23 protein-coding genes are annotated in these 24118 nt (G+C 64.3%); 12 read left to right on the top strand and 11 right to left on the bottom strand.

The features are described from left to right. Positions 1-3: 3 nt before the first annotated feature. Complete coding sequence (locus O7B34_RS04925; protein ID WP_337145085.1) at positions 4-813, bottom strand: transglutaminase-like domain-containing protein; 810 nt, start codon at positions 811-813, stop codon at positions 4-6. Positions 814-1024: 211 nt separating this feature from the next. On the opposite strand from O7B34_RS04925, the gene O7B34_RS04930 reads away from it, so the two are divergent. Next, positions 1025-1150: a hypothetical protein gene (locus tag O7B34_RS04930; RefSeq protein WP_023772267.1), complete on the top strand. Its 126-nt coding sequence runs from the start codon at positions 1025-1027 to the stop codon at positions 1148-1150. Positions 1151-1352: 202 nt separating this feature from the next. Further along, the gene (gene sugE / locus O7B34_RS04935) at positions 1353-1667 is read left to right on the top strand and encodes a quaternary ammonium compound efflux SMR transporter SugE (protein WP_027143811.1); all 315 of its coding nucleotides are present in this window, start codon (positions 1353-1355) and stop codon (positions 1665-1667) included. A gap of 181 nt (positions 1668-1848) precedes the next feature. On the opposite strand, the gene O7B34_RS04940 is transcribed toward sugE, so the two are convergent. After that, positions 1849-2277, bottom strand: coding sequence for a DUF6481 family protein (locus tag O7B34_RS04940; RefSeq protein WP_027143810.1), 429 nt, complete (start codon positions 2275-2277; stop codon positions 1849-1851). Positions 2278-2498: 221 nt separating this feature from the next. Between O7B34_RS04940 and O7B34_RS04945 the strand changes: the two genes are divergently transcribed. Next, complete coding sequence (locus O7B34_RS04945) at positions 2499-3560, top strand: LLM class flavin-dependent oxidoreductase (protein WP_337145086.1); 1062 nt, start codon at positions 2499-2501, stop codon at positions 3558-3560. Between the two features lie 56 nt (positions 3561-3616). Here the strand turns inward: O7B34_RS04945 and O7B34_RS04950 are convergent, their stop codons facing one another. Both O7B34_RS04950 and O7B34_RS04955 read right to left on the bottom strand, forming a co-directional pair. Next, positions 3617-4429 carry a helix-turn-helix domain-containing protein gene (locus O7B34_RS04950; RefSeq protein WP_337145087.1) on the bottom strand — a complete coding sequence of 271 codons (813 nt, stop codon included), beginning with the start codon at positions 4427-4429 and terminating at the stop codon, positions 3617-3619. A 125-nt stretch (positions 4430-4554) separates the two neighbouring features. Further along, on the bottom strand, positions 4555-5121 hold the full coding sequence (locus O7B34_RS04955) for a carboxymuconolactone decarboxylase family protein (RefSeq protein WP_337145088.1): 567 nt from the start codon (positions 5119-5121) through the stop codon (positions 4555-4557). A 295-nt stretch (positions 5122-5416) separates the two neighbouring features. On the opposite strand from O7B34_RS04955, the gene O7B34_RS04960 reads away from it, so the two are divergent. The 4 genes from O7B34_RS04960 (at position 5417) to O7B34_RS04975 (ending at position 9374) form a co-directional block, all read left to right on the top strand. After that, complete coding sequence (locus O7B34_RS04960) at positions 5417-6598, top strand: AI-2E family transporter (RefSeq protein ID WP_337142150.1); 1182 nt, start codon at positions 5417-5419, stop codon at positions 6596-6598. A 69-nt stretch (positions 6599-6667) separates the two neighbouring features. Continuing rightward, complete coding sequence (locus O7B34_RS04965; RefSeq protein ID WP_337145089.1) at positions 6668-7501, top strand: arylamine N-acetyltransferase family protein; 834 nt, start codon at positions 6668-6670, stop codon at positions 7499-7501. Then, the gene (locus O7B34_RS04970; protein ID WP_337145090.1) at positions 7498-8499 is read left to right on the top strand and encodes an LLM class flavin-dependent oxidoreductase; all 1002 of its coding nucleotides are present in this window, start codon (positions 7498-7500) and stop codon (positions 8497-8499) included. Before O7B34_RS04965 ends, O7B34_RS04970 begins: the two co-directional genes overlap by 4 nt. An 80-nt stretch (positions 8500-8579) precedes the next feature. Further along, positions 8580-9374, top strand: coding sequence for an inositol monophosphatase family protein (locus O7B34_RS04975; protein WP_337145091.1), 795 nt, complete (start codon positions 8580-8582; stop codon positions 9372-9374). A gap of 52 nt (positions 9375-9426) precedes the next feature. On the opposite strand, the gene O7B34_RS04980 is transcribed toward O7B34_RS04975, so the two are convergent. Further along, complete coding sequence (locus O7B34_RS04980; RefSeq protein ID WP_337145092.1) at positions 9427-10446, bottom strand: LacI family DNA-binding transcriptional regulator; 1020 nt, start codon at positions 10444-10446, stop codon at positions 9427-9429. A gap of 219 nt (positions 10447-10665) precedes the next feature. Here O7B34_RS04980 and O7B34_RS04985 point away from each other — a divergent pair, with 219 nt between their 5' ends. From O7B34_RS04985 to O7B34_RS04995, 3 genes are read left to right on the top strand one after another with little or no spacing between them, the layout of a single operon-like run. Continuing rightward, positions 10666-12252, top strand: coding sequence for a sugar ABC transporter ATP-binding protein (locus tag O7B34_RS04985; RefSeq protein WP_337145093.1), 1587 nt, complete (start codon positions 10666-10668; stop codon positions 12250-12252). After that, positions 12249-13562, top strand: a complete 1314-nt coding sequence (locus O7B34_RS04990) for an ABC transporter permease (RefSeq protein ID WP_337142159.1) — start codon at positions 12249-12251, stop codon at positions 13560-13562. Before O7B34_RS04985 ends, O7B34_RS04990 begins: the two co-directional genes overlap by 4 nt. Then, positions 13559-14527, top strand: a complete 969-nt coding sequence (locus O7B34_RS04995) for a substrate-binding domain-containing protein (protein ID WP_140508341.1) — start codon at positions 13559-13561, stop codon at positions 14525-14527. Before O7B34_RS04990 ends, O7B34_RS04995 begins: the two co-directional genes overlap by 4 nt. 46 nt (positions 14528-14573) lie before the next feature. On the opposite strand, the gene O7B34_RS05000 is transcribed toward O7B34_RS04995, so the two are convergent. The 6 genes from O7B34_RS05000 to O7B34_RS05025 are packed head-to-tail and all read right to left on the bottom strand — an operon-like array spanning position 14574 to position 21629. Next, the gene (locus O7B34_RS05000; RefSeq protein WP_337145094.1) at positions 14574-15035 is read right to left on the bottom strand and encodes a MarR family winged helix-turn-helix transcriptional regulator; all 462 of its coding nucleotides are present in this window, start codon (positions 15033-15035) and stop codon (positions 14574-14576) included. After that, positions 15032-15616: an amino acid synthesis family protein gene (locus tag O7B34_RS05005; protein ID WP_337145095.1), complete on the bottom strand. Its 585-nt coding sequence runs from the start codon at positions 15614-15616 to the stop codon at positions 15032-15034. The genes O7B34_RS05000 and O7B34_RS05005 overlap by 4 nt, the downstream gene beginning before the upstream one ends. Next, on the bottom strand, positions 15609-16493 hold the full coding sequence (locus O7B34_RS05010; protein WP_337145096.1) for a UPF0280 family protein: 885 nt from the start codon (positions 16491-16493) through the stop codon (positions 15609-15611). Before O7B34_RS05010 ends, O7B34_RS05005 begins: the two co-directional genes overlap by 8 nt. Continuing rightward, the gene (locus O7B34_RS05015) at positions 16493-18028 is read right to left on the bottom strand and encodes a 6-hydroxynicotinate reductase (RefSeq protein ID WP_337145097.1); all 1536 of its coding nucleotides are present in this window, start codon (positions 18026-18028) and stop codon (positions 16493-16495) included. The genes O7B34_RS05010 and O7B34_RS05015 overlap by 1 nt, the downstream gene beginning before the upstream one ends. Next, positions 18025-20778, bottom strand: a complete 2754-nt coding sequence (locus O7B34_RS05020) for a molybdopterin-dependent oxidoreductase (protein WP_337145098.1) — start codon at positions 20776-20778, stop codon at positions 18025-18027. Before O7B34_RS05020 ends, O7B34_RS05015 begins: the two co-directional genes overlap by 4 nt. After that, positions 20775-21629 carry an FAD binding domain-containing protein gene (locus tag O7B34_RS05025; RefSeq protein WP_337145099.1) on the bottom strand — a complete coding sequence of 285 codons (855 nt, stop codon included), beginning with the start codon at positions 21627-21629 and terminating at the stop codon, positions 20775-20777. Before O7B34_RS05025 ends, O7B34_RS05020 begins: the two co-directional genes overlap by 4 nt. A gap of 350 nt (positions 21630-21979) precedes the next feature. Between O7B34_RS05025 and pncA the strand changes: the two genes are divergently transcribed. Next, positions 21980-22594: a bifunctional nicotinamidase/pyrazinamidase gene (gene pncA / locus O7B34_RS05030; RefSeq protein ID WP_337145100.1), complete on the top strand. Its 615-nt coding sequence runs from the start codon at positions 21980-21982 to the stop codon at positions 22592-22594. Positions 22595-22628: 34 nt separating this feature from the next. Further along, on the top strand, positions 22629-24047 hold the full coding sequence (locus O7B34_RS05035) for a sodium:proton antiporter (protein ID WP_337145101.1): 1419 nt from the start codon (positions 22629-22631) through the stop codon (positions 24045-24047). Positions 24048-24118 lie beyond the last annotated feature (71 nt).

Below are 24118 nucleotides of genomic sequence, written 5' to 3' on the forward strand. Positions count from 1 at the left end.
CAGCTATTCCTGGATTTCGTCGGTCCATACCTTGAAGCCCGCAAGCATGCCTGGCCCGAAAATATGGGTCAGCGGCACGTCCGCCGCGTCACGGCCCGAGGCGATCAGGATGCGGCCGATACGTGGCGCGTTGTTGCGCGGATCGAAAGCGTGCCAGCGGCCGCCGAGGTAAACCTCCATCCAGGCGCAGAAATCCATGCTCGCCCAGGGCTTCGGCATGCCGATGTCGCTGATGTAGCCTGTGCAGTAGCGCGTCGGGATATTGAGTGCCCGGCAGAATGTGACGGCGAGATGCGCGAAATCGCGGCACACGCCACTCCGTTCGCGCCAGGCTTCCGCGGCGGTGCGCGTCACCCGTGCGTTGCCGTAGTCGAAGACGATGTGGTTGTGGACGAAATCGCACACCGCCTGCACGCGCGGGATGCCGGGCGGCATATGGCCGAACAGCCGCCATGCCTCGCTTGCCAGGAGGTCGCTTTCGCAAAACCGGCTGGGCAGCAGGAACAGGAGCGTTTCCGCCGGCAGGTCGCGCACCTCGTGCTGCCACGCCATCAGCTCGCCCATCTCGAATGTGCCGGGGTCGCGGATCACCGCGTCGGTACCGAAAGTGAAACGCCCGGGCGGGGCGACGAACCGGTTGCACCAGTTGCCGAAACTGTCGCGATAACTTTCAATCGGGACCGGCGGGTTGGAGGTCAGGAAATCCGGGCGCTCAAGATCGGAGGCGCGGGAATAGTGGACATTGAGCATCGCAATGAGCGGCGTCTCCTGCGGAAAGTCGAAGCTCATCTCGCAGCCGATGTGGATCCGCATTGTCGTCCTGACCGGCCTGCCTGACGATCACCCGGCGGTGCACGGGTCGATGCTGCAGTGCGAAGACAACCATGGCATGGACCGCCGGGGTTTACGAGCAAATTAGAAACCGGTTGAAAGCGGCCTGCCGGCGTTGGCAGCAAGCACTAGCCTCTTGCAGTCCGGCGTTTGTCTTGTTTCACTCCGTCTCCCGCAACAGGAGGAACGAATCATGGCCAAAGGTGCGATGAAGGCAGGCAAGGAAGCCCGCAAACCAAAGAAAGACGCCAAGAAGCCTGTAGCCGCTCCGGCCCTGAAGGCGCCGCCGGTCAAGGCAATGAGGATCAAGGAAAAGTAAGTCTCGGCAACCCGACGGGGCGGGACTTCACCGGCGGCATTCGACAATGCCGCCGGCACGTGTTGATCGGGCGTTCGGACAGCCCTATGTCGACGACGCGGGGACGACCTCGCACTTTCCGAAAAATTCGGTCGGGACGACCCGCCATTGTCGACTGAGCATCCGAGGCCGGAGAGGCTGGATGTTCCGATGGAGCGTTGCGATGTCCTGGACTTTTCTGTTTTTCGCCGGCCTGTTCGAAATCGGCTGGGCAATCGGTCTCAAATATACCGACGGCTTCAGCAGGCTTGTCCCGACCGTGCTCACGGTCGCGTCGATGATCGTCAGCCTCACCTTGCTCGGCCTGGCGCTGAAGGCGCTGCCTGTCGGCACCGCCTATGCGGTGTGGACCGGTATCGGCACCGTCGGCACGGCGCTGCTCGGCATCTGGCTGCTGGGTGAGCCCACCACGGCGATCAGGCTCGGCTGCATCGCGTTGATCGTCTGCGGTATCATGGGGCTGAAATTCGCGGCTTGAACGGCCCTGTCCGCCGGCAGACGGTTTCGATCACGCCGACATCCCTGGATGTCAAGCGACATCCCTGGATGTCGCTTGACATCCAGGGATGCAGGGGCTTCCGGTGGCGACATGGACAAACGCGAAAAGGGCCGCGCCTTGGCGCGTCCCTTGTTCATCATCCGTCGCGGCGAGTGCGCTCTTAGCGACCCGTAAAGCCGGGAGGCGTCCTGCCGGTGCGCTGCTTGCGTGCCGCATAGCGCGCGTCGCGCTTTGCCTTGCGCTCGGCTTCATCGGCAAGCAAACGAGCAATACGCTCGTTCTCTTCAGCTTCCCGAAGCTTGGCATCCGCTTGCGCTGCTTCTTCGGCGGCAATGCGCGCCGCTTCGGCTGCTGCCTCACGCTCGGCCTTCTCAACCGCTTCGCGCGCCAGCTTTTCCTGCTTCAGCTTGGCCTTCTCGGCCTCACGGATCTCCCGAGCCGCAAGGATCGCCTTGCGTTCGGCCTGTCGTGCCAGCACCGCAGGATCGTCTGCTGCCGGCTTTGACTTGAAGCGCTCCAGAAGCGCCTTCTTTGCCTCGGTCGCGGCATTGCGCCGCTCGAAAATGTCTTTTTCCCTGTAGATAGCCAAGTCCACTTCCTTGAAGTCTATTCGCGACGCTTACATACGCGCGAAAACCGGGAGTTCAAGCGCCAAAACGGCATGCCAGCCATGAAATTCCGGGATGTTGCACTGGGGAGACGCATTTCCCGCCGAAATCGACATGCACTGTTCACAAGCCGCCCTCTGGCGGCGTGGCGGGCGTGTCGCTACCTCTAGCGCGACAATCAACATACTGGGATGACATCCAAATGGAACTCGGCCTCTACACTTTTGCCGATGTGAGCCCTGTGCCGGGTCCCGGCGCCATCGGCCCGCATGAGCGGCTGCGCAACCTGATCGAGGAGATCGAACTGGCCGACCAGGTCGGGCTCGATGTCTTTGGCCTCGGCGAACACCATCGGCCGGACTATGCCGCCTCGGCGCCGGTCGTGGCTTTGGCAGCGGCGGCGGAGCGTTCGAAGCGCATCAGACTGACCAGCGCGGTCACCGTCCTGTCCTCCGATGATCCGGTGCGCGTTTTTCAGCAGTTTTCCACGCTAGACCTGTTGTCGGGCGGCCGCGCCGAGATCATGGCCGGGCGCGGATCGTTCATCGAATCCTTCCCGCTGTTCGGCTACAATCTCGAAGACTATGACGAGCTGTTCGCCGAAAAGCTCGACTTGCTGCTCGCCATCCGCGATCAGGTGAAGGTGACCTGGTCAGGCAATCTGCGCGCGCCGATCAACGATCGCGGCATCTATCCCAGGCCCTTCCAGGACAGGCTGCCGGTCTGGATCGCCATTGGCGGAACGCCACAATCGGCCGCCCGCGCCGGCGCGCTCGGCCTGCCGCTGGCGCTTGCCATCATCGGCGGCGAGCCGGCGCGCTTCGCGCCGCTGTTCGACATTTACCGTGAGGCAGCCAAGCGGGCCGGCAGCGATCCGGCAGGGTTGGCCACCAGCATCAACGTGCATGGCTTCATCGCCGGGACGACCGAGCAGGCGGCGGACGACTTCTACGGCCCGCAGGCAGAAGTGATGAACCGCATCGGTCGAGAGCGCGGCTGGGGCCCGACATCGCGCGCGCATTTCGACCAATCGCGTGGTCCCAATGGTGCTCTGTTCGTCGGCAATCCGGAGCAGGTGGCGGAAAAGATCGTCGCCCAGCACAGGATCTTCGGCAACGACCGCTTCCTCTTGCAAATGGCGATCGGCACCATGCCACACGCCAAGATCATGAAGGCGATCGAGCTTTACGGCGCCAAGGTGGCGCCGATCGTGCGCAAGGAAACGGCGAAACCCGCGCCGGCCGTGGCGGCGCCTGTCGCGTGAACTTAATGGCTCCGCAAGGACAGGGCCTTGTTCCATGGGCCCTCGAATAGGCCTGCTTATCGCATTGCCCGGTGCGAGGCCGTATCCATCATCGCGGCATGACGAATTTCGGTCGCCTCGTCGGCCGGGAACATGCACTCGATGCGCAGTTCCTGGGCGGCGACGGTTTGGGGGGTACCCACCGTGGTGACCATCGAAAAATAGTTCAGGCGGCGACCGTCCTTGATGAAGCCGAGCGGAATGACCGGCATGAAGCCGATCGCCACCGGATTTTTCCAATCACTGTTCACGTCCGGATAGGCGAGCAGCGCCGCCAGCAACTCCTTGGTCTTTTCGTCGACGACGCGGCCGATGGATTCGCGATAGACCCGCTCGAACAGGCTCCGCGCCACCTCAGGCCAATTGGCGACGAACGGGCGCATGCCTTCGGGATCGAACATGAGGTGGAGTATGTTGCGCGGCCCTTCACGAGCGGCCATGTCGAGAAAACAGCCGAAGAAGAGCGGCGCGGCTTCGTTGGTCATCAGCACATTCCAGTACCGGTCCATGACCAGCGCCGGATAGGGTTCATGCTGCCGCAAGATGCGCGTCAGGGCATCGGTCACGCTCTTCATTTCCACGGAATCCCAGGCGCCTTCGGAAAACATCGGCGCGTAGCCTGCCGCCAGCAGCAAGGCGTTGCGCTCACGCAAAGGTACATCGAGCGCCCGGGCGATCGCCATCAAGGTCTCGCGGCCGGGAACGCTGCGTCCGCTTTCGATGAAACTGATCTGCCTTTGCGAAATGCCGGTATCGAGGGATAGATCAAGCTGACTTCTGCCACGCACATCGCGCCAGTAACGCAAGAGCGTGCCCAGGTCGGGTGTCATGGCCGTTCCGGGGTTTGTCCTCATAACCCGCTGTCCTCGCAGTCCCTCGAACGATACACGCCGATGCGGTCACGCATTGCTCGACGGCGCATGGCACCCGGCCGGCCCATGCGCCGTCGATCGGGTCAGGCCGCCATCGCGGCGGCGGGAGACCATGCCTGCGGCTGGAAGCGTTCCTCGATCGGCGTGCCAGCCATGTTGGTGGTGGTCGCCGCCATGGTGGAGATGCCGACACCGGTTACCACTTCCAGGATCTGGGCCTTCGAATAGCCCGCCGAAGTAAACGCATCGATGTCCGCGTCGCTCACGTTTCCCTTGTTTTCGATCAGCGCCCTCGTCAGCGCCGAGAGTGCCGCATATTTCGGGTCCGACGGCAACTTGCCATCCCGGATCGCCTTGACTTCGCTTTCGGCAATCCCGTCCTCGATGGCGAATGTCGAATGCGCGGCGACGGTCCAGGGGCATTTGATGGTGACCGCGTTGGTCAGCAGCAGCACCTGCTTCTCGATCTCGTCGAAGCTTCCGCCGTGAAAACTGCCGAAGCTGTTGACGAAACCGTTGAGGAGAACCGGATTGTTGGCCATCGTCGCCATGACGTTCGGAAGAAAGCCAAACCTCTCCTCAAGCGCCTTCAACGCTGGCCTGGATTTCTCCGGCGCCGACTCGGTTGTTTGAAGGGTAAATCTTTGCATCGTGGTGTCCTCTTTCAGGGTAGGGCGTAATCGCGCGGGCGATATCCTCGCCACGCCAGCCTTGCGACCCCACGGTTGCGAAGGCCTGCCCCCGTACTAGGCCGCCACGTGCCCGGCCTCAATTACACGGCATGTAATACGGAACACTCGCAGCCGAGCCGTCCGTTGAGCTATCGGCGGCAGGACCCCGCAACGACGGCCGTGCCATCGCTGCCGGCTAACGGAACCTTGAAGCCGTGCCGACGTTTTCCGTGTGCGGATTGCATCAGTTGTGGTGTGCCGCCGAGGGACCACGATGAAAGCTGAATCCGCCGCTTTGGGCGCAGGCGTTGCCGAAGCTGACGAGTCGCGTGTGGCGACGCGCGCCGATGCGCGCGCCGATACGCGCCTGATGCGCTCGCTGCTCATCGGCATCTTCCTGTTCATGACCGTCTATGCGCTCTATTTCGCGCGTGCCTTCTTCATGCCGGTCATGCTGGCCTTCCTGCTGACACTGACACTGACGCCGATCGTGCGGCTGCTGCGCAAGCGCGGCATTCCCGAAGTGATTTCGGCGACGCTTCTGGTGCTTGTGTCCATCTTCGTCTTCGCGAGCGCCGGCTATGTGCTCAGTGGCCCGGTCATCGATCTCATCAACAACACCTCGTCCATCGGCCAGCAACTGACCGAACGCTTGGCGCAGCTGCGGCGGCCGGTCGAGAGGATCATGGATATTGCGCACCAGATCGAAGGGCTGACCGAGACATCGCAGGAACCGGGCGTGCAAAAGGTCGCGGTTGCGCAGTCGGGCTTCCTCTCATCGGCGGCGAGCAACATCCTGTCGGCCGGGACAAGCCTGACCATAATCTTCGTGTTGTCGCTGTTCCTGCTCGCCTCGGGCACGATGTTCTACGAAAAGATCATCCAGTCCTTCGCCAGCCTCACCGAAAAGAAGCGGGCGCTGCGCGTCGTCTACGACGTCGAGCGGGAAATCTCGCACTATCTGCTCACTGTCACCACCATCAACATCGGCCTCGGCACGGTCATCGGCCTCGGCCTGTGGGCGCTCGGCATGCCCAATCCGCTGGTCTGGGGCGCGGCGGCCGCCCTGCTCAATTTCCTGCCCTATGTCGGAGCCATGATCACGTTTGTCCTGGTTACGGTCATAGCACTGATCAGCTTCGACACGATCGCCTACGCGTTGCTGGCGCCTGCCTTCCTGGTGTTGTGTGACATCATCGAAGGCCAGTTCGTGACGCCGATGGTGGTCGGGCGGCGGCTCGAGATCAACGCCGTGGCGATCTTCATAGCCATCGCATTCTGGTCATGGCTGTGGGGCTTCGTCGGCGCGCTGATGGCGGTGCCGCTGCTGGTCGTCGTCAAGGTGTTCTGCGACCATTTCAAGAGCCTGAGCCATGTCGGCAATTTTCTCGCCGCCCAACATACGGCGGTCATGGACGAGGACGCCGAGGAGCAGGACGGGACGGCCGCCGGCTGACCGGTGTACGGTTTGCGGCGGCGGGTTCGAATGCCTATATCCGCCCGATCAGTGCCCGGTGCCCTTCCGATGAACGACGCTCCCGTTAACCTCGACGCCTATTTCGCCCGGATCGGCCATGCCGGGTCCAGGGATGCTTCGCTCGACACGCTGAAGACGCTCCATTTCCTGCATCCGCAGGCGATCCCCTTCGAGAACATGGATCCGTTTCTGGGGCGCCCGGTCCGATTGGACGCCGCATCGCTGCAGGACAAGATCGTCCTTGCCGGGCGTGGCGGCTATTGCTTCGAGCACAATCTCCTCTTCATGCATGCGCTGAAGGCGCTTGGCTTCGAGGTCGGCGGCCTTGCCGCGCGTGTGCTCTGGGGTCAGAGCGAGGACGCGATCACTGCGCGCAGCCACATGCTTTTGCGCGTCGAGATCGATGGCCGGACCTATATAGCCGATGTCGGCTTCGGCGGCCTGACCCTGACCGCCCCGCTGCTGTTCGAGCCTGGCCTCGAACAGACGACCCCGCACGAAACGTTCCGCATCGCCGAAACCGGCGATCACTTCCGCCTGCAGGCCGCCATCGGCGGCGACTGGCGCTCGCTGTATCGCTTCGACCTGCAGCCGCAATATGAGGTCGACTATTCCATCGCCAATTATTTCCTGTCGACCAATCCGGCATCGCATTTCCTGACCTCGGTTTCGGCGGCGCGCGCCGCGCCCGACCGGCGCTATGGGCTGCGCGGCGATCGCCTGTCCATCCATCACATCGATGGCCACACCGAGCAGAAGCATATCGCCACTGCCGCCGAGCTTGCCGACACGCTGGAAGGCCAGCTCGGCGTCACCATTCCCGACCGCACGGCCTTCGAGGTCCGGGTGCGCGAGAAGAAGATCGTGGAGACCAGCATATGACCGAACTTTCCGTTCTCGACCTGTCGCCGATCGTCGAAGGCAGCGATGCCTCGCACTCGCTCGCCAATTCGCTCGACCTCGCTCGCCACGCCGAGCGGCTCGGCTACAAGCGCTACTGGCTGGCCGAGCACCACAACATGCCAGGCATCGCCAGTGCCGCAACGGCTGTCGTCATCGCCCATGTCGCCGGCGGCACCAAGACCATTCGTGTCGGCGCCGGCGGCATCATGCTGCCCAATCATGCGCCGCTGGTGATCGCCGAGCAGTTCGGCACGCTGGCCGCCTTGTTTCCCGGCCGGATCGATCTCGGCCTCGGCCGGGCGCCCGGCACCGACATGAACACGGCGCGGGCGCTACGCCGCAACCTCGAGGCCGGCGTCGACAATTTCCCGCAGGATGTCGTCGAGCTGATGGGCTATTTCCTGCCCGCCGAGGAGGGCCAGCGCCTGCGCGCCGTGCCCGGCGAAGGCCAGACGGTGCCGATCTGGATTCTTGGATCGAGTCTCTACGGCGCGCAGCTCGCCGCCATGCTCGGCCTGCCCTACGCCTTCGCCTCGCATTTCGCGCCGGCGGAACTGGACCACGCGCTGGACATCTACCGCTCGCGCTTCCAGCCGTCAGAGCAACTCGACAAGCCACATGTCATGCTCGGCCTCAACGTCTTTGCAGCACCCACCGACGCCGAGGCACGGCTGCTGTTCACCTCGCTGCAGCAGGCCTTCGTCAATCTGCGCACCGGCAGACCCGGACGATTGCCGCCGCCCGTCGAGAATTATGATCGCGATCTCGACCCGATGGCCAAAACCATGCTCGGCCAGGCGCTGTCCTGCGCCGTCGTCGGCTCGCCGGAAACGATCCGCCAGGGCATCGATGCCTTCGTGCGCCGCACCGGAGCCGACGAGCTGATGGTCACCGCGCAGATCTTCGATCATGCCGCCCGCGTGCGGTCGTTCGAGATTTTAGCCGAGGCGCACGGATCGCTGTCACAAGCCGCCTGAAACGAATAAGCCGCCAGCCGCTTTTGCCGACGCCGATGCTCTGCTAAATGCGGGTGTCCTTCGCAACAGCGAGCCTTGCCTTGCCCCATGATCTCGATAGACGCGAGCAGTTTGCCATTGATCTGGCGCGGCGCGCCGGCGAACTCGGCCTGAAATATTTCCGCGATCTCGACAGCCTGACCATCGAGAGCAAGGGCCATCAGGATTTGGTCTCGCAGGCGGACCGCGAGGTCGAGCTGTTCATCCGCGCGGCAATCGCCGCCGACTATCCGCAGGATGGCATCGTCGGCGAAGAGCATGCCTCGGTCGCCGGCTCGACAGGCTATGCCTGGGTCATCGACCCCATCGACGGCACCGCCAATTTCGTCCGCGGCATTCCGGCCTGGTGCGTGGTGATCGCCTGCGCCCGTGATGGAGAGACGATCGTCGGCGTCATCCACGAGCCGTCAACCGGCGAGACCTTCCACGGAAGGCTGGGCGGCGGCGCCTTCGTCAACGGCAGGCGGGTCAAGACAAGTGCGGCGGCCAGCCTGGAAGAGGGCTCGGTGGGCACCGGCTTCTCAAACCGGGCCGAGGCCGAAAACATCGCCGTGCTGATCAAGAAAATCCTGGCCGAGGGCGGCGTCTTCTTCCGCAACGCGTCCGGTGCGCTGATGCTCGCCTATGTCGCCTCGGGGCGGCTGCTCGGCTATGTGGAAGAACACATGAACCCGTGGGACTGCCTGGCCGGCATGCTGCTGATCGAGGAAGCCGGCGGCACGATCCTGAAGGCGGATCCGAAGACGGTGCTGCAGAGCGGCACACAGGTCATTACGGGCGGCAAGGGCGTCTTTTCGAAACTGCAAGAACTGTGTTCTGGTGTTTTCACGTCCTGATCAATCTCAGGAAGCACGACGTTATCCGAAAACCGCTTCACACTTTCGGCATTTAGGCACTCACGCTGTGCACCACCGCGCCCAGCGGCCGGCATGAATTGCGGATCATCAGCCGGCCCTTGAGGACGAGCTTGCGCGGTGGCGTATCCCGGTTGCCGGCGAGACGGTCGAGCAGCAGATTGGCCGCCTGTTCGCCGATCGCCTGCACAGGCTGCGCCACCGTGGTCAGTTGAGGCTGGAACACGTCGGACCAGGGAAAATCGTCGAAGCAGGCTACCGAAATATCCTCCGGACAGGACAGCCCGATGTCGCGGATCGCCTTCATCGTTCCGATCACCATGGGATTGTTTGCCGAGAAGATGGCGCTTGGCCGGTCATGCAGCGACAGCAGCTGCATGGTTGCGTTGTAGCCGTCGATCTCGTGGAAATTGCCGGAGCGAACCAGCTCTTCGGCCACCGGCAAGCCGGCGGCCTGGAGCGCCTCGCGATATCCGGTCATGCGGTCATGCATGGGTGAAATGTCCGAGGTGCCGGTAATGTAACCGATGCGGCGGTGGCCGAGATTGATCAAATAGCTCATGGCGTCGAACACCGCGCGCTGGTTGTCGAGAACCACGGCGTCGGTGTCGACGCCCTCGCACAGACGATCCATCAGCACGACCGGCACATTGGCGTCGGCGACGATCCGCTTGAGGATCGCGCCGTCCCCGACGCGTGCCACGATCAGCCCGTCGACCATGCGGTCGAGCAGTAGCCTGATCTGGTCGTCCTGGGTGTTCAAATCCTCGTCGGTGCAGCACAGCATGACGGCGTAGCCGGCGCGGTCGAAGGCCTGCTGGATGACCGAGACGACATCGGTGAAGAAGGGGTTGGTGATGTGCGGAACGGTCAGGCCGATGGTGCGCGTCGTGCCCATCTTCAGGCTGCGGGCGATGGCGTTGCGCTTGTAGCCGATATCGCGGATCGCCTGCTCGATGCGCTGGCTGAGCTCCGGGCTGACGGTCGCCGTGCCGTTGATCAGCGCCGACACGGTGGCGACCGAGACACGCGCCGCTTCAGCCACGTGAAGCATGGTGGGTGCGGTGGATTTGCGCTGTTTTTTTCGCCCTGACGCTGTCATTTTCGAAACGTTTCGCCACCCCTTGCCGCCAATACCTACGGAATCTTGCCGTTTTAGGCAAGAATCGAAATGCATCAAAGTTGCGATACCCCCATATCGGCTTGACATGATCGAAACGTTTAGATTAGCGTTCGAGTAGCTGACGAGGACGGAAGGGAGGCCGCTATTGTCATGGAGCAGAACAATTCCGTTTCCTCGACGCGCAGTGCGGCGTCGGATCGCTCGGACATCGTTCTGAGTGCCGAGCATATTTCCAAGAGTTTTGGCGGCATCGCCGCCCTGGTCGACGTCGGCTTCGAATTGCGGCGCGGCGAAGTCCATGCCTTGATGGGCGAGAACGGCGCCGGCAAGTCGACGCTGATGAAGATCCTGTCCGGCGTCTATACCGGCTACGAAGGCACGGTCAGTATCGACGGCCGGCCGGTCAGCTTCGCCGGCGTGCGCGATGCCGAGGACGCGGGCATTGCCATCATCCACCAGGAACTCAACCTGGTGCCGGAGCTGAGTGTCGCCGACAACATCTTTCTCGGCCGCGAGAAGCTGATCGCGGGACTGATCGTCGACCGCAAGGCGAGCAGCCGCGCGGCAAGCGCCCTCCTGCAGCGGCTCGGCATCGAACTCGATCCGGACGCACGCGTCGGCGCCTTGCGTGTCGGCGAACAGCAGCTGGTCGAGATCGCCAAGGCGCTGTCGATGTCGGCGCGCATCCTGATCATGGACGAGCCGACCTCGGCGCTGTCGCCGGCCGAATGCCAGCGGCTGTTCCGCATCATCGGCCAGCTTGCCGATAGCGGCGTCGCCATCGTCTACATCTCGCACCGCATAGACGAGGTCATGCATCTGGCCGGCCGCGTCACCGTCTTCCGCGACGGACGCCATGTGCTGACACGGCCGATGGCCGAGCTTGACGAGAATGCCATCATTTCGGCGATGGTCGGTCGGGACCTGCTCGCATCCTCTCACGACGAACGGGATCCCGGCGGCAGGACCGTGCTTTCGGTCAGCGACCTGTCGCTGTCGAAGCCCGACCGCCAGGGCTGGCGGCAGGTGATCGGCGGCATCAGCTTCGATCTGGCCGCCGGAGAGATTCTGGGCATTGGCGGCCTGCTGGGCTCCGGCCGCACCGAGATCATGGAAGCGATCTTCGGCGCGAGCGATGGCCGTGCCGGCGGCGAGATCAGGCTCGACGGCCAGCCGGTGGATATCCGCTCACCACGCGATGCGCGGCGGCTGGGCATCGCGCTGGTCACCGAGGACCGCAAGACGCAAGGCCTGCATCTGCAGGCCTCGATATCGGACAATGTGGCGCTGCCGCTGGTCGGCGCGCTGGCCCGCTTCGGCATCCGTTCGCTGGCCGGCGAACAGGGGCTGGCGCGGCAGGCGGTCAAGGCGCTCGGCATCCGCTGCCGGGATATCGACCAGCCCGCCGGCACGCTGTCGGGCGGCAACCAGCAGAAGGTCGTCATCGGCAAATGGCTGGCGACGAGGCCAAGAGTGCTGTTGCTCGACGAGCCGACGCGCGGCATCGATGTCGGCGCCAAGCGCGAGATCTACGACCTCATCTTCCGGCTGGCGCGCGATGGCCTCGCCATCGCCGTCATCAGCTCCGAGCTGCCGGAATTGCTGCATCTTTCCGACCGCATCCTGGTGATGGCCGATGGCCGCCAGACAGGCATCCTTTCCCGCGACGCGGCGAGCGAGGAGGCCATCATGCGCCTCGCGGCGCCGCGCCGGACCCTATCGAGACCCGCCGCATGACCGCACTGAAACTCCTGTCCCGCACCAAGCTCTACTGGGGCCTGATCGCCATCTTCCTGATTGGCGTGCTCGGCTCGCCGGTGAGTTCCAAGGGCAACAACATCTTCCTCTCTTACGGCAATCTGCTCGACGTGCTGCGCCAGGTGTCGACCACCGGGCTGATCGCGACCGGCATGACGGCGGTGATCATCACCGGGGGCATCGACCTTTCCGTCGGTTCGCTGATGGCCATCTGCTCGGTGGTGTGCGCCATGCTGCTGACGGTTCCCGGCGTGACGCCGGGCGTCGTGCTGGGCGTGCCGACCGTTGCGCTGGTCGCGCTGTGCCTCGGCATCGTCGTCACGCGCTTCATCTTCCTCAATTTGGAGAAATCCCGCGCCGGCGCGGATGCCGCCGCCCGTGACGTCAGGCTGGACACCGCTCGTGGCCTTGTCACGCCCGCAATCGTCGGCGTCGTCCTGTGCTGCCTTTCGCTCTGGTACCTGCTGCCGCAGATCGAGCCCAAATTCGGCGTTCTCGGCGTGCTGCTGGTGGCGCCCTGCGTCGGCCTGCTGTTCGGCGCCATCAATGGCTTCATCATCGTCGGCGGGCGGCTGCAGCCCTTCATCGTCACGCTGGCGATGATGGTGACGGCGCTCGGCATCGCCCGGCTCACCGCCGGCCAGAACAATGCAGTGCTGCCGGTCTATACCGGTTCCAACGCCACCGCCGACTTCGAGCTACTGCGCTCGCTGGTGTTCGGCGTCATCCCCATGCCCGGCCTGTTCTTCCTCGGCGCCATCGTCATCTATGGCGCGGTGCTGCGCTTCACGCCGTTCGGCCGCTATGTCTATGCCATCGGCGGCAATGAGGAGGCGGCCCGGCTTTCCGGCATCGCCGCCGGGCGCGTCAAGATCGCCACCTACGCCATATCAGGCTTGCTCGCCGGCATTGCCGCGGTGCTCTACGTGGCACAGTACCGACAGGGCAAGCCCGACGCCGGCGCCGGGCTGGAGCTCGACGCCATCGCCGCCGTGGTCATTGGCGGCACCAGCCTGATGGGCGGGCGCGGCAGCCTGATAGGCACCTTCTGCGGCGTGCTGATCTTCGGGCTGCTCTCCAACATATTGCAGCTCCACAACATCAATTCGAACCTTCAGCTGGTGCTGAAGGGGATGATCATCATCGGCACCGTGCTCGTACAGGAGCGCAATGCCGGTGATCTGCTGGCCTATCTGCGCCTGCCTGGAGCGGCGCACAAGGAAACGGCCGCCGCAAAACGGCCGTCGCAAGAGACACCGTCTCTCAATCTCGGAGGAAACAAGAAATGAAACGACGTGACATGCTGAAGCTTGCCGCACTCGGCGCGGCATTGCTGACCACCACGGCACTGCTCTCCACCGGCCATGCCTTCGCCCAGGATAAGAAGTGGAAGATCGGCTTCTCGCAGGTGACCACTATCGAGCCCTGGCGTGCCCAGTTCAACAAGGACATCATTGCCGAGGCCGCCAAGCATCCGGAGGTCGAGCTGATCATCACCGATGGCGAGGACAAGACCGAGAAGCAGGTCGCCGACGTCGAAAACCTGATCCGCCAGGAGGTCGACGCGCTGCTGGTATCGCCGAAGGAATCGGCTGGCCTGACCGGCGTCGTGCAGCAGGCGATCGACGCCAAGATCCCGGTCTTCGTGCTCGACCGCAATGTCGACACCAAGGATTACACGCAGTTCGTCGGCGGTGACAACAAGCTGATCGGCCGTGCGGCCGGTGAATATGCCGTCGAACTGCTCGGCGGCAAGGGCAAGGCGGCAGGCAATGTGGTCGAGATCTGGGGCGGCATGGGCACCCAGCCGGCGCATGACCGTCATGACGGCTTCCATGAATTCACCGACAAGGAGCCGGGCATCAAATATCTGCTCGACCAGCAGTCGGGCGACTGGAAGCAGGACCAGGCCTACAATTTGATGGCCAACGCGCTGAAGACCAACGAGAAGATCGATCTCGTCTACGGCCATAACGACCCGATGGCCTACGGCGCCTATCTCGCCGCCAAGGATGTCGGCCGCGAGAAGGACATCAAGTTCATCGGCATCGACGGCCTGCCCAACGAAGGCGTGCAAATGGTGAACAAGGGTGAGCTGACGGCGACGTTCACCTATGTCACCCCAGGTGCCGAAGGCTTGCGCCAGGCGATCAAGTTCCTCAACGGCGAGAAGGTCGAGAAGACCATCACCTTGCCGACCGAGAAGATCACCAAGGAAAACGCCGCCCAGGTGCTGAAGGACAACGGCCTCTGAGGCGATGCTCTTCTGCCGGGCGCTGATGGCGCCCGGCAGAACCAATCTACGCCAGCTTCGCCAGCAGCTTCATGAAAGTGGCGGCCTCCTTGGCCGTGAGCGGCGCCAGCGTTTCCTGCGTGATCTCCCTTGCAAGCGGGATCAGGCGCTCGATCGCGTCGCGGCCCTCGGCCGTCAGGTTGACCAGCAGCCGCCTTTTGTCGACTTCATGCCTGGAAAGCTCGACAAGGCCACGCGCCTTCAGCCGGTCGATGACGCCCTTCACCGTCGCCGCATCCATGGCGATCAGCGTGCCGAGCTGGTTCTGCGAGGTCTCGCCGACATCGCGCAGCTTGGCCAGGGCCGCGAATTGCGGCGGCGTCAGATCGGCGATACGGGCGGCGAAGATCGAGACATGGCGCTGGTGCGCCTTGCGCAGGATGAAGCCGACCTGTTCCTGCAGCAGGTAGTCGTGGTCGTCGACCTCTTCGGCCTCGACCAGCTTGAGCAGGTTGTCCCCGCCGCTCACCGCAGCCCGTCCCAGGCTTTTATGTCGTCCGCCGCGAGGCCACCCATGCGGTTGTGGACGCGAGGGCCGCAGGTCATGGCGAGGCAGAACAGGATCTCGTCAGGACGCGGGCCGTCGCTGATGCCGACTTCCATGGCGTCGAAATGGCTCCGCACATAGGCGGCGTTGATGTGGCCGAGCGGCACGTCGAGCTTTGAACCGAAGGCGCCGACCTTTTTGGCCGAGGGCACGATCGCCTTGGCATCGCCCAGCCGCTCGCGCATCGCGTAGCCGCCCGGCACGTGCCACAGCGCACCATGTTCCAGTTCGCCCGCGCTGCCGACGATGGCGCCCTTGCCGTAACCGTCAATCTGTTTGATGTCGCCGCCGAGTGCTGCGATCAGCCGGTCGGCGAGCAGCAGGCCGAGCGGCTTCAGATCGTCCATGGCGCTTTGCAGATCCTCGACATAGCGCCCCGCGAACGGGTTCCTGACCACGGCCATGGCGGCGGCACGCCGGCGCGGCACTTCTGCGACTGGCCCGCCTTCGTGAAAGATCTCTTCGCTCAGCACCGCGATCTTGCGGATCGGAAATTCAGGCATGGGCAACTTCCTCCGGTTCATGCTTGTTGGACGCGGCCAGTGCAACGGAGCCGCTGATACGGGCTTCCCCGCCAAGAAACAGCGCCGATGCGGCAATCAGACCGCGCCGGCGAAAATCTTCGGCGACGACAAGACCATTGTCCAGCGCCCGCGCCACCTCATCAGATGCAAGCGTGCCGACGCCTTGTGTCACCAGCCGCGCGCCAAGATCGCTGTCGGGCGACAGGTCGCGCGCGGGAATGCGCCTGATGGCGGGATTGCCGGGCAGGTCCACCGCGTTGGCGATGAGCGTCGCCGCCGCGTCGGCCTCGGCGCTGGTTCGCGCGAGCACGGTGACGGCATCGGCAATGCCAAGCGAGAAGGAGCGACCACGCCAGCCGCTTGTTGCGACACCACGCACGCCATCTTCCGCGCGGATCGTGATCCGGTCGGCCATACCGTTGCCGGTGCCGGCGACCGCCAATCCCATGGACCGGCCGTTGTCGATGTGGATGGCACTGTCGCCGCCATTGTTGACATAGGCGCGATCGAGCTTGCGGCCTGCAAGCAGCGCGGTGATCATTTCGTCGGCTACCGATCCGGCAACGGCGGCCATCGGTGTGATGAAGCATTCCGCCAGGGGCATGACGGCTGCTTCCATGCGGCGCGCCGTCGGGCCGGCGAAGGCGCGCGGCGCCAGGAAGAATGCAGGAAGGCGCAATTCGGGAAGCTCCTCGACCAACTCGATCAGGATCGTCTGGAAGCGCGCGACGGCTTGGGCATAGGCGGCGCGACACTCGTCGGCATCGCCGAAAGCCTCGACGATCAGGTCGATCGGCCCATGGTTGAGATGTAGCCGCTTGCCGTCCTGCAGCCAATGCGCTTGCGGGCCTTCCATCATCCGGCTCCACCCGCACGGCGCAACTGCGCCAGTGGCGGCCATGGATTTTGGGTTGCAGCACCCGTGCCGCGCCGGGGATTGAGATACTCGCCGCCCTTGGCGACGATGTCCGCGACGCTGCGTATCTCCGCCTCGTAGCCGCCGAGCCTGACGTAATCGTCGCGACGCAGGGTGAACTCGATCGGCGCCACCAGCGCCGGCGTCGGCACATAGCCGAAGGCGCCTTCCGGAACCCTGGTGACATCGACCATCAGCGTGATGCCGCCGCCCGGCCAGACATAGACCGGCGCCCCGCCCACGGTGACATAGGTGGTAAGGCCTTGCACGGAGCGGGTGAGGTTGACCGGGTTTTCGGTGACACCTGCACGCAGCGACCCGCCAGCGCCGCCGATGAACAGCACGGTGCACAAGGCCGGCTCGCAATTGTCCTCGATCAGGCCGACCGATTTCCGTAGCCGCTCCGGAAACGGCTTCTGCACCGGCTTCAGCTCGTCGTCGAGTTCGTAATAGGCGAATTGTTCGCCGGTGGTCGAAACCATCAGCAGCGACAGGCCCGGGCGCGCGCCCTTCTTGGCATTCCATTCGCCAAGGATCGACAGCGGATCGGAAATGCTGGTGCCGCCCCAGCCCAATCCTGGCTCGGAGACCTTGAAATAGCGGCCCGGTGTCGAGCGGCGGCCGATGATCTTGATGCCGGTATCCTGCCAGCCCAGCACCTTGCCGGCCTGGTGTTCGGAGACGACGCCGGTGATGTGGTCGTCGACCACCACCACCTCGTCGACCAGCCCGCGCCACTGCGTGGCGAACATGCCGATGGTCGCCGAGCCGCAGCCGACGCGCATGCGATGTTCCTGCTTGCCGTCGATGACGGGCGGTTTGCCGGCTTCGACAACGACCGTGGCGCCCCCGTCTATGCTGAGTTCCACCGGTTTGCGGTTGCACAGATTGAGCAGCGCGTCGCAGGTAGCGCGGCCTTCCGCCTTGGAGCCGCCGGTCAGATGATGCACGCCGCCCAGCGACAGCATCTGCGAGCCGTATTCTCCCGTCGTGACATGGCCGATCGCCTCACCCTCGGCCCGCACAATAGCCGTCTCGGGTCCGATATGGCGGTCGGTGTCGATCTTCACCTTGACGCCGCAATAGGAGAAGATGCCCTCGGTGACCACGGTAACGAGATCGACGCCCTCGACTTCCTGGCTGACGATGAAGGGAGCGGGCTTGTAGTCGGGATAGGTGGTGCCGGCGCCGATTGCCGTGACAAAGCGGCGGCCGGTGTTGACCAGTTCGCCGTCCCACTGCTCGCCCTCGGCGATAAAGGGCACCATGGCAGCGCTGGTCTCGGCCGCATGGTCTAGGATGGTCAGCGGGTCCATGCGCACGATCCGGCCCGCGACATTGCCGTAGCGATCGCAGGCGCCGGTGCGGCCGTCAGCGATGTAGCACATGACGGGACAGGCATCGCAGCGGATCTTCTCCGCCACCAGCTTCTCGCCGGGATCATGGGTTTCGAAGCGCTCGGCAAGCTCACTCATGCGCGTGCCTCCCTCTTGCGGATGGCCGCAAGGATGCGGCTTGGCGTTGCCGGCACCTTGGTGACCAGCACGCCGGTGGCGTGACGGATGGCGTTGAGGATCGCCGGCGCCGTCGGGATCAGCACGTGCTCGCCCAGGCCCTTGGCTCCGAATGGCCCTTCAGGATCGGGGACCTCGATAAGGATGGTCTCTATCGGCGGCACGTCGCCAATGGTCGGGATGAGATAGTCGTGCAGGTTCTCGGTGCGGCCGGGTATGTATTCCTCCATTAATGCCATGCCTATGCCTTGCGCGATGCCGCCTTCGATCTGGCCCTCGACCAGCAGCGGATTGATCGCCTTGCCGACGTCATGCGCGGCGATGATCCTGATCAGCTTGACCGTGCCGAGCTTCAGGTCGACCTCGAGTTCGGCAATCTGCGCGCCATAGCCATAGACCGCATAGGGCTTGCCCTGCCCCTTGGCATTGAGCGGCAGCGTTGGCGGGTCATAGGTCTCCTCGGCACGGAAGACGAAGCTGTCGGCGTCCATTTCGAGCGAGGCAAGATCGATACGGCGCGTCGCCTCGCCTTCGCGGATGACGATCGCCGGGCCATCCAGTTCAAGGGAAGCCTGGTCCGAGACATTGGCAAAGCGCAGGATTGTTTCGCGCAGGGCGCGGCCCGCCTTCTCGGCCGCCTTGCCGGTCACGAAAGTCTGTCGCGAGGCCGAAGTCTTGCCGGCGTCGGGGCTGATCGCCGTATCGGCGCTCATCAACTGGAATTTTTCCAGAGGCAGGCCGAGCGCGTCGGCGCAAATCTGCGTGATGACGGTGTTGGAGCCCTGGCCGATATCGACCGCGCCCTGGTGCAGGATGACCGCGCCATCGGCCGCGATGCCGACCCGGATGGTCGACGGGTTGGGCAGCGATGTGTTGCCGCAGCCATACCAGCACGAAGCGATGCCGACGCCACGCTTTCTATCGATACTGGCACTGTTGAACGCATCCGCATCGGCCGTCGCCCGCGCCCAATGCGGCCGCAGGGCTTGAAGGCATTCGGCAATGCCGACGCCAGACTCAAGAAGCTGCCCGGCAACCGTTTCGGAACCGTTCTGAAGACAGTTCTTCAGGCGAAAGTCGAGCCGGTCCATGCCGAGCTTGCCGGCGAGTTCGTCATACAGCGTCTCTTGCATGATCGTCGCCTGCGGCACGCCGAAGCCACGGAAGGCCCCGGCAATCGGGCCATGGGTGTGGATTGCGCGGCCCTCGGCGCGGTAGTTCGGCGTCGCATAGGGGCCGGAGGCGTGCACCGGCACGCGGTTGGCGACCGTTGGCCCCCAGCTGGCATAGGCACCGGTGTTGAAATCGCCTTCGAAGACCATGCCGGTGACGTAGCCGTCGGTGTCGGTGCCGATGGTGGCCTTCATCCGCGCCGGATGGCGCTTGGTGGTCGACATCATGGATTCGTTGCGGGTGTAGGCGAGCGCCGCCGCCCGCCCGGTCTTCAGCGCCACGAGGCCGATGAGAGGTTGCAGGGAAACGTCGAGCTTGGAGCCGAAGCCGCCGCCGGTCGCGGTCGGCACGATGCGCACCTTGTCGACGGCAAGACCAAGCACCTTCGCCGTCTCGTCGCGGTCCATATAGGGCGCCTGTGTGCAGGCGACGACGACCAGCGTGTCGCCGTCGAGATATGCATAGCCGGCTTCCGGTTCGATATAGGCGTGCTCGACATAGGAGGTGTCGATCGTGCCGCTCGCGGTGAAGGCCGCACTGGCAAGTGCTAACTCGGGATCGCCGCGTTCGACGAAGCCCTTGGTCAACAAATTGGCCGGGCGGCTTTCGTGGATCAGCGCCGCACCTGCGGCCTGCGCGTCGCAAGGCTGGAGAACATGTGGCAGCTCGGTCCAGCGGACAGGGAAATCCGACAGATCGAGATCGAGCATCGCCTCGCGCTCGCCGGCGACCAGGGCGACCGCCTCGCCGCGAAGCCGGGCAACGCCCTCGGCCAGCGCCGGCTGGTCGGCGAACGGGCCGATAACGCCAAAGCAGTTCTTGCCCGGGATATCGGCGGCCGTGAAGACGCCCGCAATACCGGGATGGCGGCTTGCCCAGCCACCGATGTCGCCGAAGGCGAAGGCGGCATGATAATGCGGCGAGCGGATCACCAGCACGGCAAGCGCATCGGCCGGGAAAGAATCGCCACCGAATTTCTCCGCCCCGGTCACTTTTGGTACACCGTCGAGCCTGACCGGTGACGCGCCGATGGCGTGGCCGGACCGAGGCAGACGGAAATCCAGGCTCGCGGCCTGGAGGGAAGCCTCCATCACCGCCGCGATGATCTTCCGGTAGCCGGTGCAGCGGCAGAGAATCCCGCCCAGCGCATCCTGCACCTCGGTCGCGGTCGGCCTGGGTTTCGTGTCCAGCAGCGCGGTTGCCGCGACCAGCAGTGCCGGCGTGCAGATGCCGCATTGTGCGGCGCCATGCGCCAGGAACGAGGCTTGCAGAGCCGACAGCCGGCCATTGGCGAGGCCCTCGACCGTCGTCACCGCGGTGCCGGCAGCGGAGGCCGCCGGCATCAGGCAGGCGCAGACAGGATCGCCGTCGACCAGCACCGTGCAGGCGCCGCAGTCGCCGGCATCGCAGCCGACCTTTGTTCCCGTCAGCCGCAATTCGTCACGCAGCACCGAGGACAGCCGGCGCAGCGGCGGCACGTTGACCGAGACGGCGGCGCCATTGACCGCGAAGGCGATATCGGCGCGATCCATGCTCATGCGGCCACCTTGTCGCCTGTCGGCTTTCCCGCGGCCTCAAGCACGGCGCGAGCAACGATCTCGCGCACCGCGTCCAGCCTGTATTCGGCGCTGCCGCGCACATCGGCGATCGGCGACATCTCAGCCATCGGCGCCGACCGGACTGCGGCAACAAGCCCGGCATCCAGTGGAAGCCCGCGCAACGCCGCCTCGACACCGGCAAGCCGCCTGGCAACGGCGGAACACGAGCCGACGGCGACGGCCGCATCCGCGACAGTGCCATTCTCGACAACCAGACGCACCGCCACCATGGCGATGGAGATGACGAGATAGCGCCGGGCGCCGAGCTTGACGAAGGCCGATGTGCCAGTGGGTTTCGGCACGCGGATGGCCGTCACCATCTCGCCAGGCCGCAGGGCCGTACGGCGGTTACCCAGGATGAACTCCGACAAGGGCAGATGGCGCGTCGCCGTCGCCGAGCGCAGTTCGACCTCGGCGTCGAGCACGAGCAGCCCCGGCACGCCGTCGGCGGCCGGCGAAGCGTTGCAGAGATTGCCGGCGACCGAGGCAACGTTCTGGATTTGCGCCGAGCCGACCTCGCGAGCCGCCTGTTTCAGCGCGTCAAAGGCTGGAGGCAAGGGGTAGCGGATGACGTCGGTCCAGGTCGTGCGCGCGCCGATGATCCAATGACTGCCGGTCTCGGTGATGCCGCGCAGCGCCGTCAGGCCGTTGATATCGAGCACATTGTCGCGAAACGGCTTGCTGCCTTGCACCGGATAGAAATCCGTGCCGCCCGCAAGGATACGCCAGGCGCCCTCGCCAAGCAGCGCGAGCGCCTCGTCGACCGTGGTGGGTTTCGCGTAACGGATCACGCTTTCCTTCTCAATAAGGTGGGCCTTCCCAATAAGATGGGCCTTCCCAACAAGATGGGCCTTTCCCGAAACCGGCCCTCCCAAGGCGCTTGGCCCCGGGGATATCTTGCCGGTTTCAATCCGGCAAATTCATTCGTATGCAAATGATATCAAGACGGCGGAAATTGTCAAAGCCAGAGTTTTGCGCCGGCGCCCACCCGGCTGGCATCGCCACGCATTTGTTATGCCGCTGGAGGTTGACGCGGCCCGCCATCTGGTCAAGTTTCTCCCTCCGGTCGCGCCAGCGGCTTTTTCTTTCGCCCGGTCCCTCATTCGGAGCCCGAGCCCTAGCCTGACAGGAAGGAAGCCCCATGGCCGACGAAGCGCTCGTTGTCATCGACCTGCAGAACGATTTTTGCCCGGGCGGCGCGCTGGCGGTGGCCGGCGGCGACGAGATCGTTCCGTTGGTCAATGACATGATCCGGCGAACCGACCATGTCGTGCTGACGCAGGACTGGCACCCCGCCGGCCATTCCAGCTTTGCCTCCAGCCACCCGGGTTCGCAGCCTTTTTCGACCATCGACATGCCCTATGGTCCGCAGACGCTGTGGCCGGACCATTGCATTCAGGGCAGTCTCGGCTCGGATTTCCATTCCGGCCTTGCGTGGACAAAGGCCGAGCTCGTCATCCGCAAGGGTTTTCGCCCTGCCATCGACAGCTACTCGGCCTTTTTCGAGAACGATCACACGACGCCGACCGGGCTCGCCGGTTATCTCCGGGAGCGCGGCATCGACACGCTGACCCTGGTCGGCCTGGCGACCGATTTCTGTGTCGCCTTCTCGGCGCTGGATGCGGTCAAACAGGGTTTTAGAACCATGGTCAGGCTCGATGCCTGCCGTGGCATCGATCTTAACGGGTCGCTCGAGACAATGCTGGCGAAAATGCGCGATGCCGGCGTGACGCTCGAAGATCACACGTCCGGCTGACCGCACCGTGGGGGGCAGAAGGGGATCTTTGCCGATGGCGATCGGGACGGCCGGTGCGATCGCCGTCGCGATGCTGTTTCCCGTATCGGCATTCGCGGCCGAAGAACACGGCCTGCCTGGCGCCACGATGTCGCTCTGGTGGGCGCTGCCTTTTGCCGGGCTGCTCCTGTCGATCGCCACCGGGCCCCTGCTGTTCCACCATGTCTGGGAACACCACTACGGCAAGATCACCGCCTTGTGGGCGGCGCTGGTGATCGTGCCGCTCGCGGTCGCCTTCGGTGCCCCGGCGGCAACCGAGGCGGTGCTGCACGCGCTGCTCACCGAATACATGTCGTTCATCGTCCTGCTGTTTGCGCTCTACACGATTTCGGGCGGCATCCTGCTTGCCGGCAATATTCACGGCACACCGCTGGTCAATGCCGGACTGCTGATCGTCGGGGCGCTGCTTGCCTCGGTGATCGGCACGACGGGCGCCTCGATGATCCTGATCCGGCCGATCCTGCGCGCCAACGACAACAGGCCTTTCAATGCCCATGTCGTCATCTTCTTCATTTTCCTGGTGTCCAACATTGGCGGCTCGCTGACGCCGCTCGGCGACCCGCCGCTGTTCGTCGGCTTCCTGCGCGGCGTCGATTTCTTCTGGACGACCACCAACCTCTACCGGGAGACGCTGTTCGTCGGCGTCGTCGTGCTGGCGGCGTTCCTGGCGATCGACCTCACCCTGCACCGGCGCGAGGCCGGCGCGCCGAAGATCAAGGATCCGACCCCGGATACGAAGGTGCGCCTGCGCGGCCTGGCCAACCTTCCGCTGTTGGCCGGTGTGATCGGCGCCATCCTGCTGTCGGCGGCCTGGAAACCGGGCGTGAGCTTTTTGGTGTTCGGCGTCAGCCTCGAGCTGCAGAACCTGATACGCGACGCGATCATCCTCGTGCTGGCCCTGCTATCGCTTCCCCTCTCGTATAAGAGCCACCGCGAAGCGAACGGCTTCAACTGGGGTCCGATCGCGGAAGTTGCCAAATTGTTCGCCGGCATCTTCACCTGCATCGTTCCGGTCGTCGCCATTTTGAGGGCCGGCCATGACGGCGCGCTGGCGCCGCTTGTCGCGCTCGTCACCTCGGCGCAAGGCGCGCCAAACGACCTCGCCTATTTCTGGCTGACCGGGGCGCTGTCGTCCTTCCTCGACAATGCGCCGACTTATCTGGTGTTCTTCGAGCTGGCGGGCGGCGACCCTCAGCACCTGATGACCGAGTTCGCCTCGACGCTTGCCGCGATCTCGGCGGGTGCCGTGTTCATGGGCGCCAACACCTATATCGGCAACGCACCCAATTTCATGGTCTATGCCATTGCCAGGCATCGCGGCGTCAAGATGCCGGGCTTCTTCGGGTATATGCTGTGGTCCGGGCTGGTGCTGATCCCGACCTTTTTGATCGCGGGTTTTCTGTTCTTTGGCTAGATCCATTCGACGCAATTCCCAAGGGAAAGCGCTACACGCTTTTCCCGGAAAAACCGCTGCACACTTTTCCT

Source organism: Mesorhizobium sp. Cs1299R1N3 (assembly GCF_037179625.1).
Taxonomy (GTDB): domain Bacteria; phylum Pseudomonadota; class Alphaproteobacteria; order Rhizobiales; family Rhizobiaceae; genus Mesorhizobium; species Mesorhizobium salmacidum.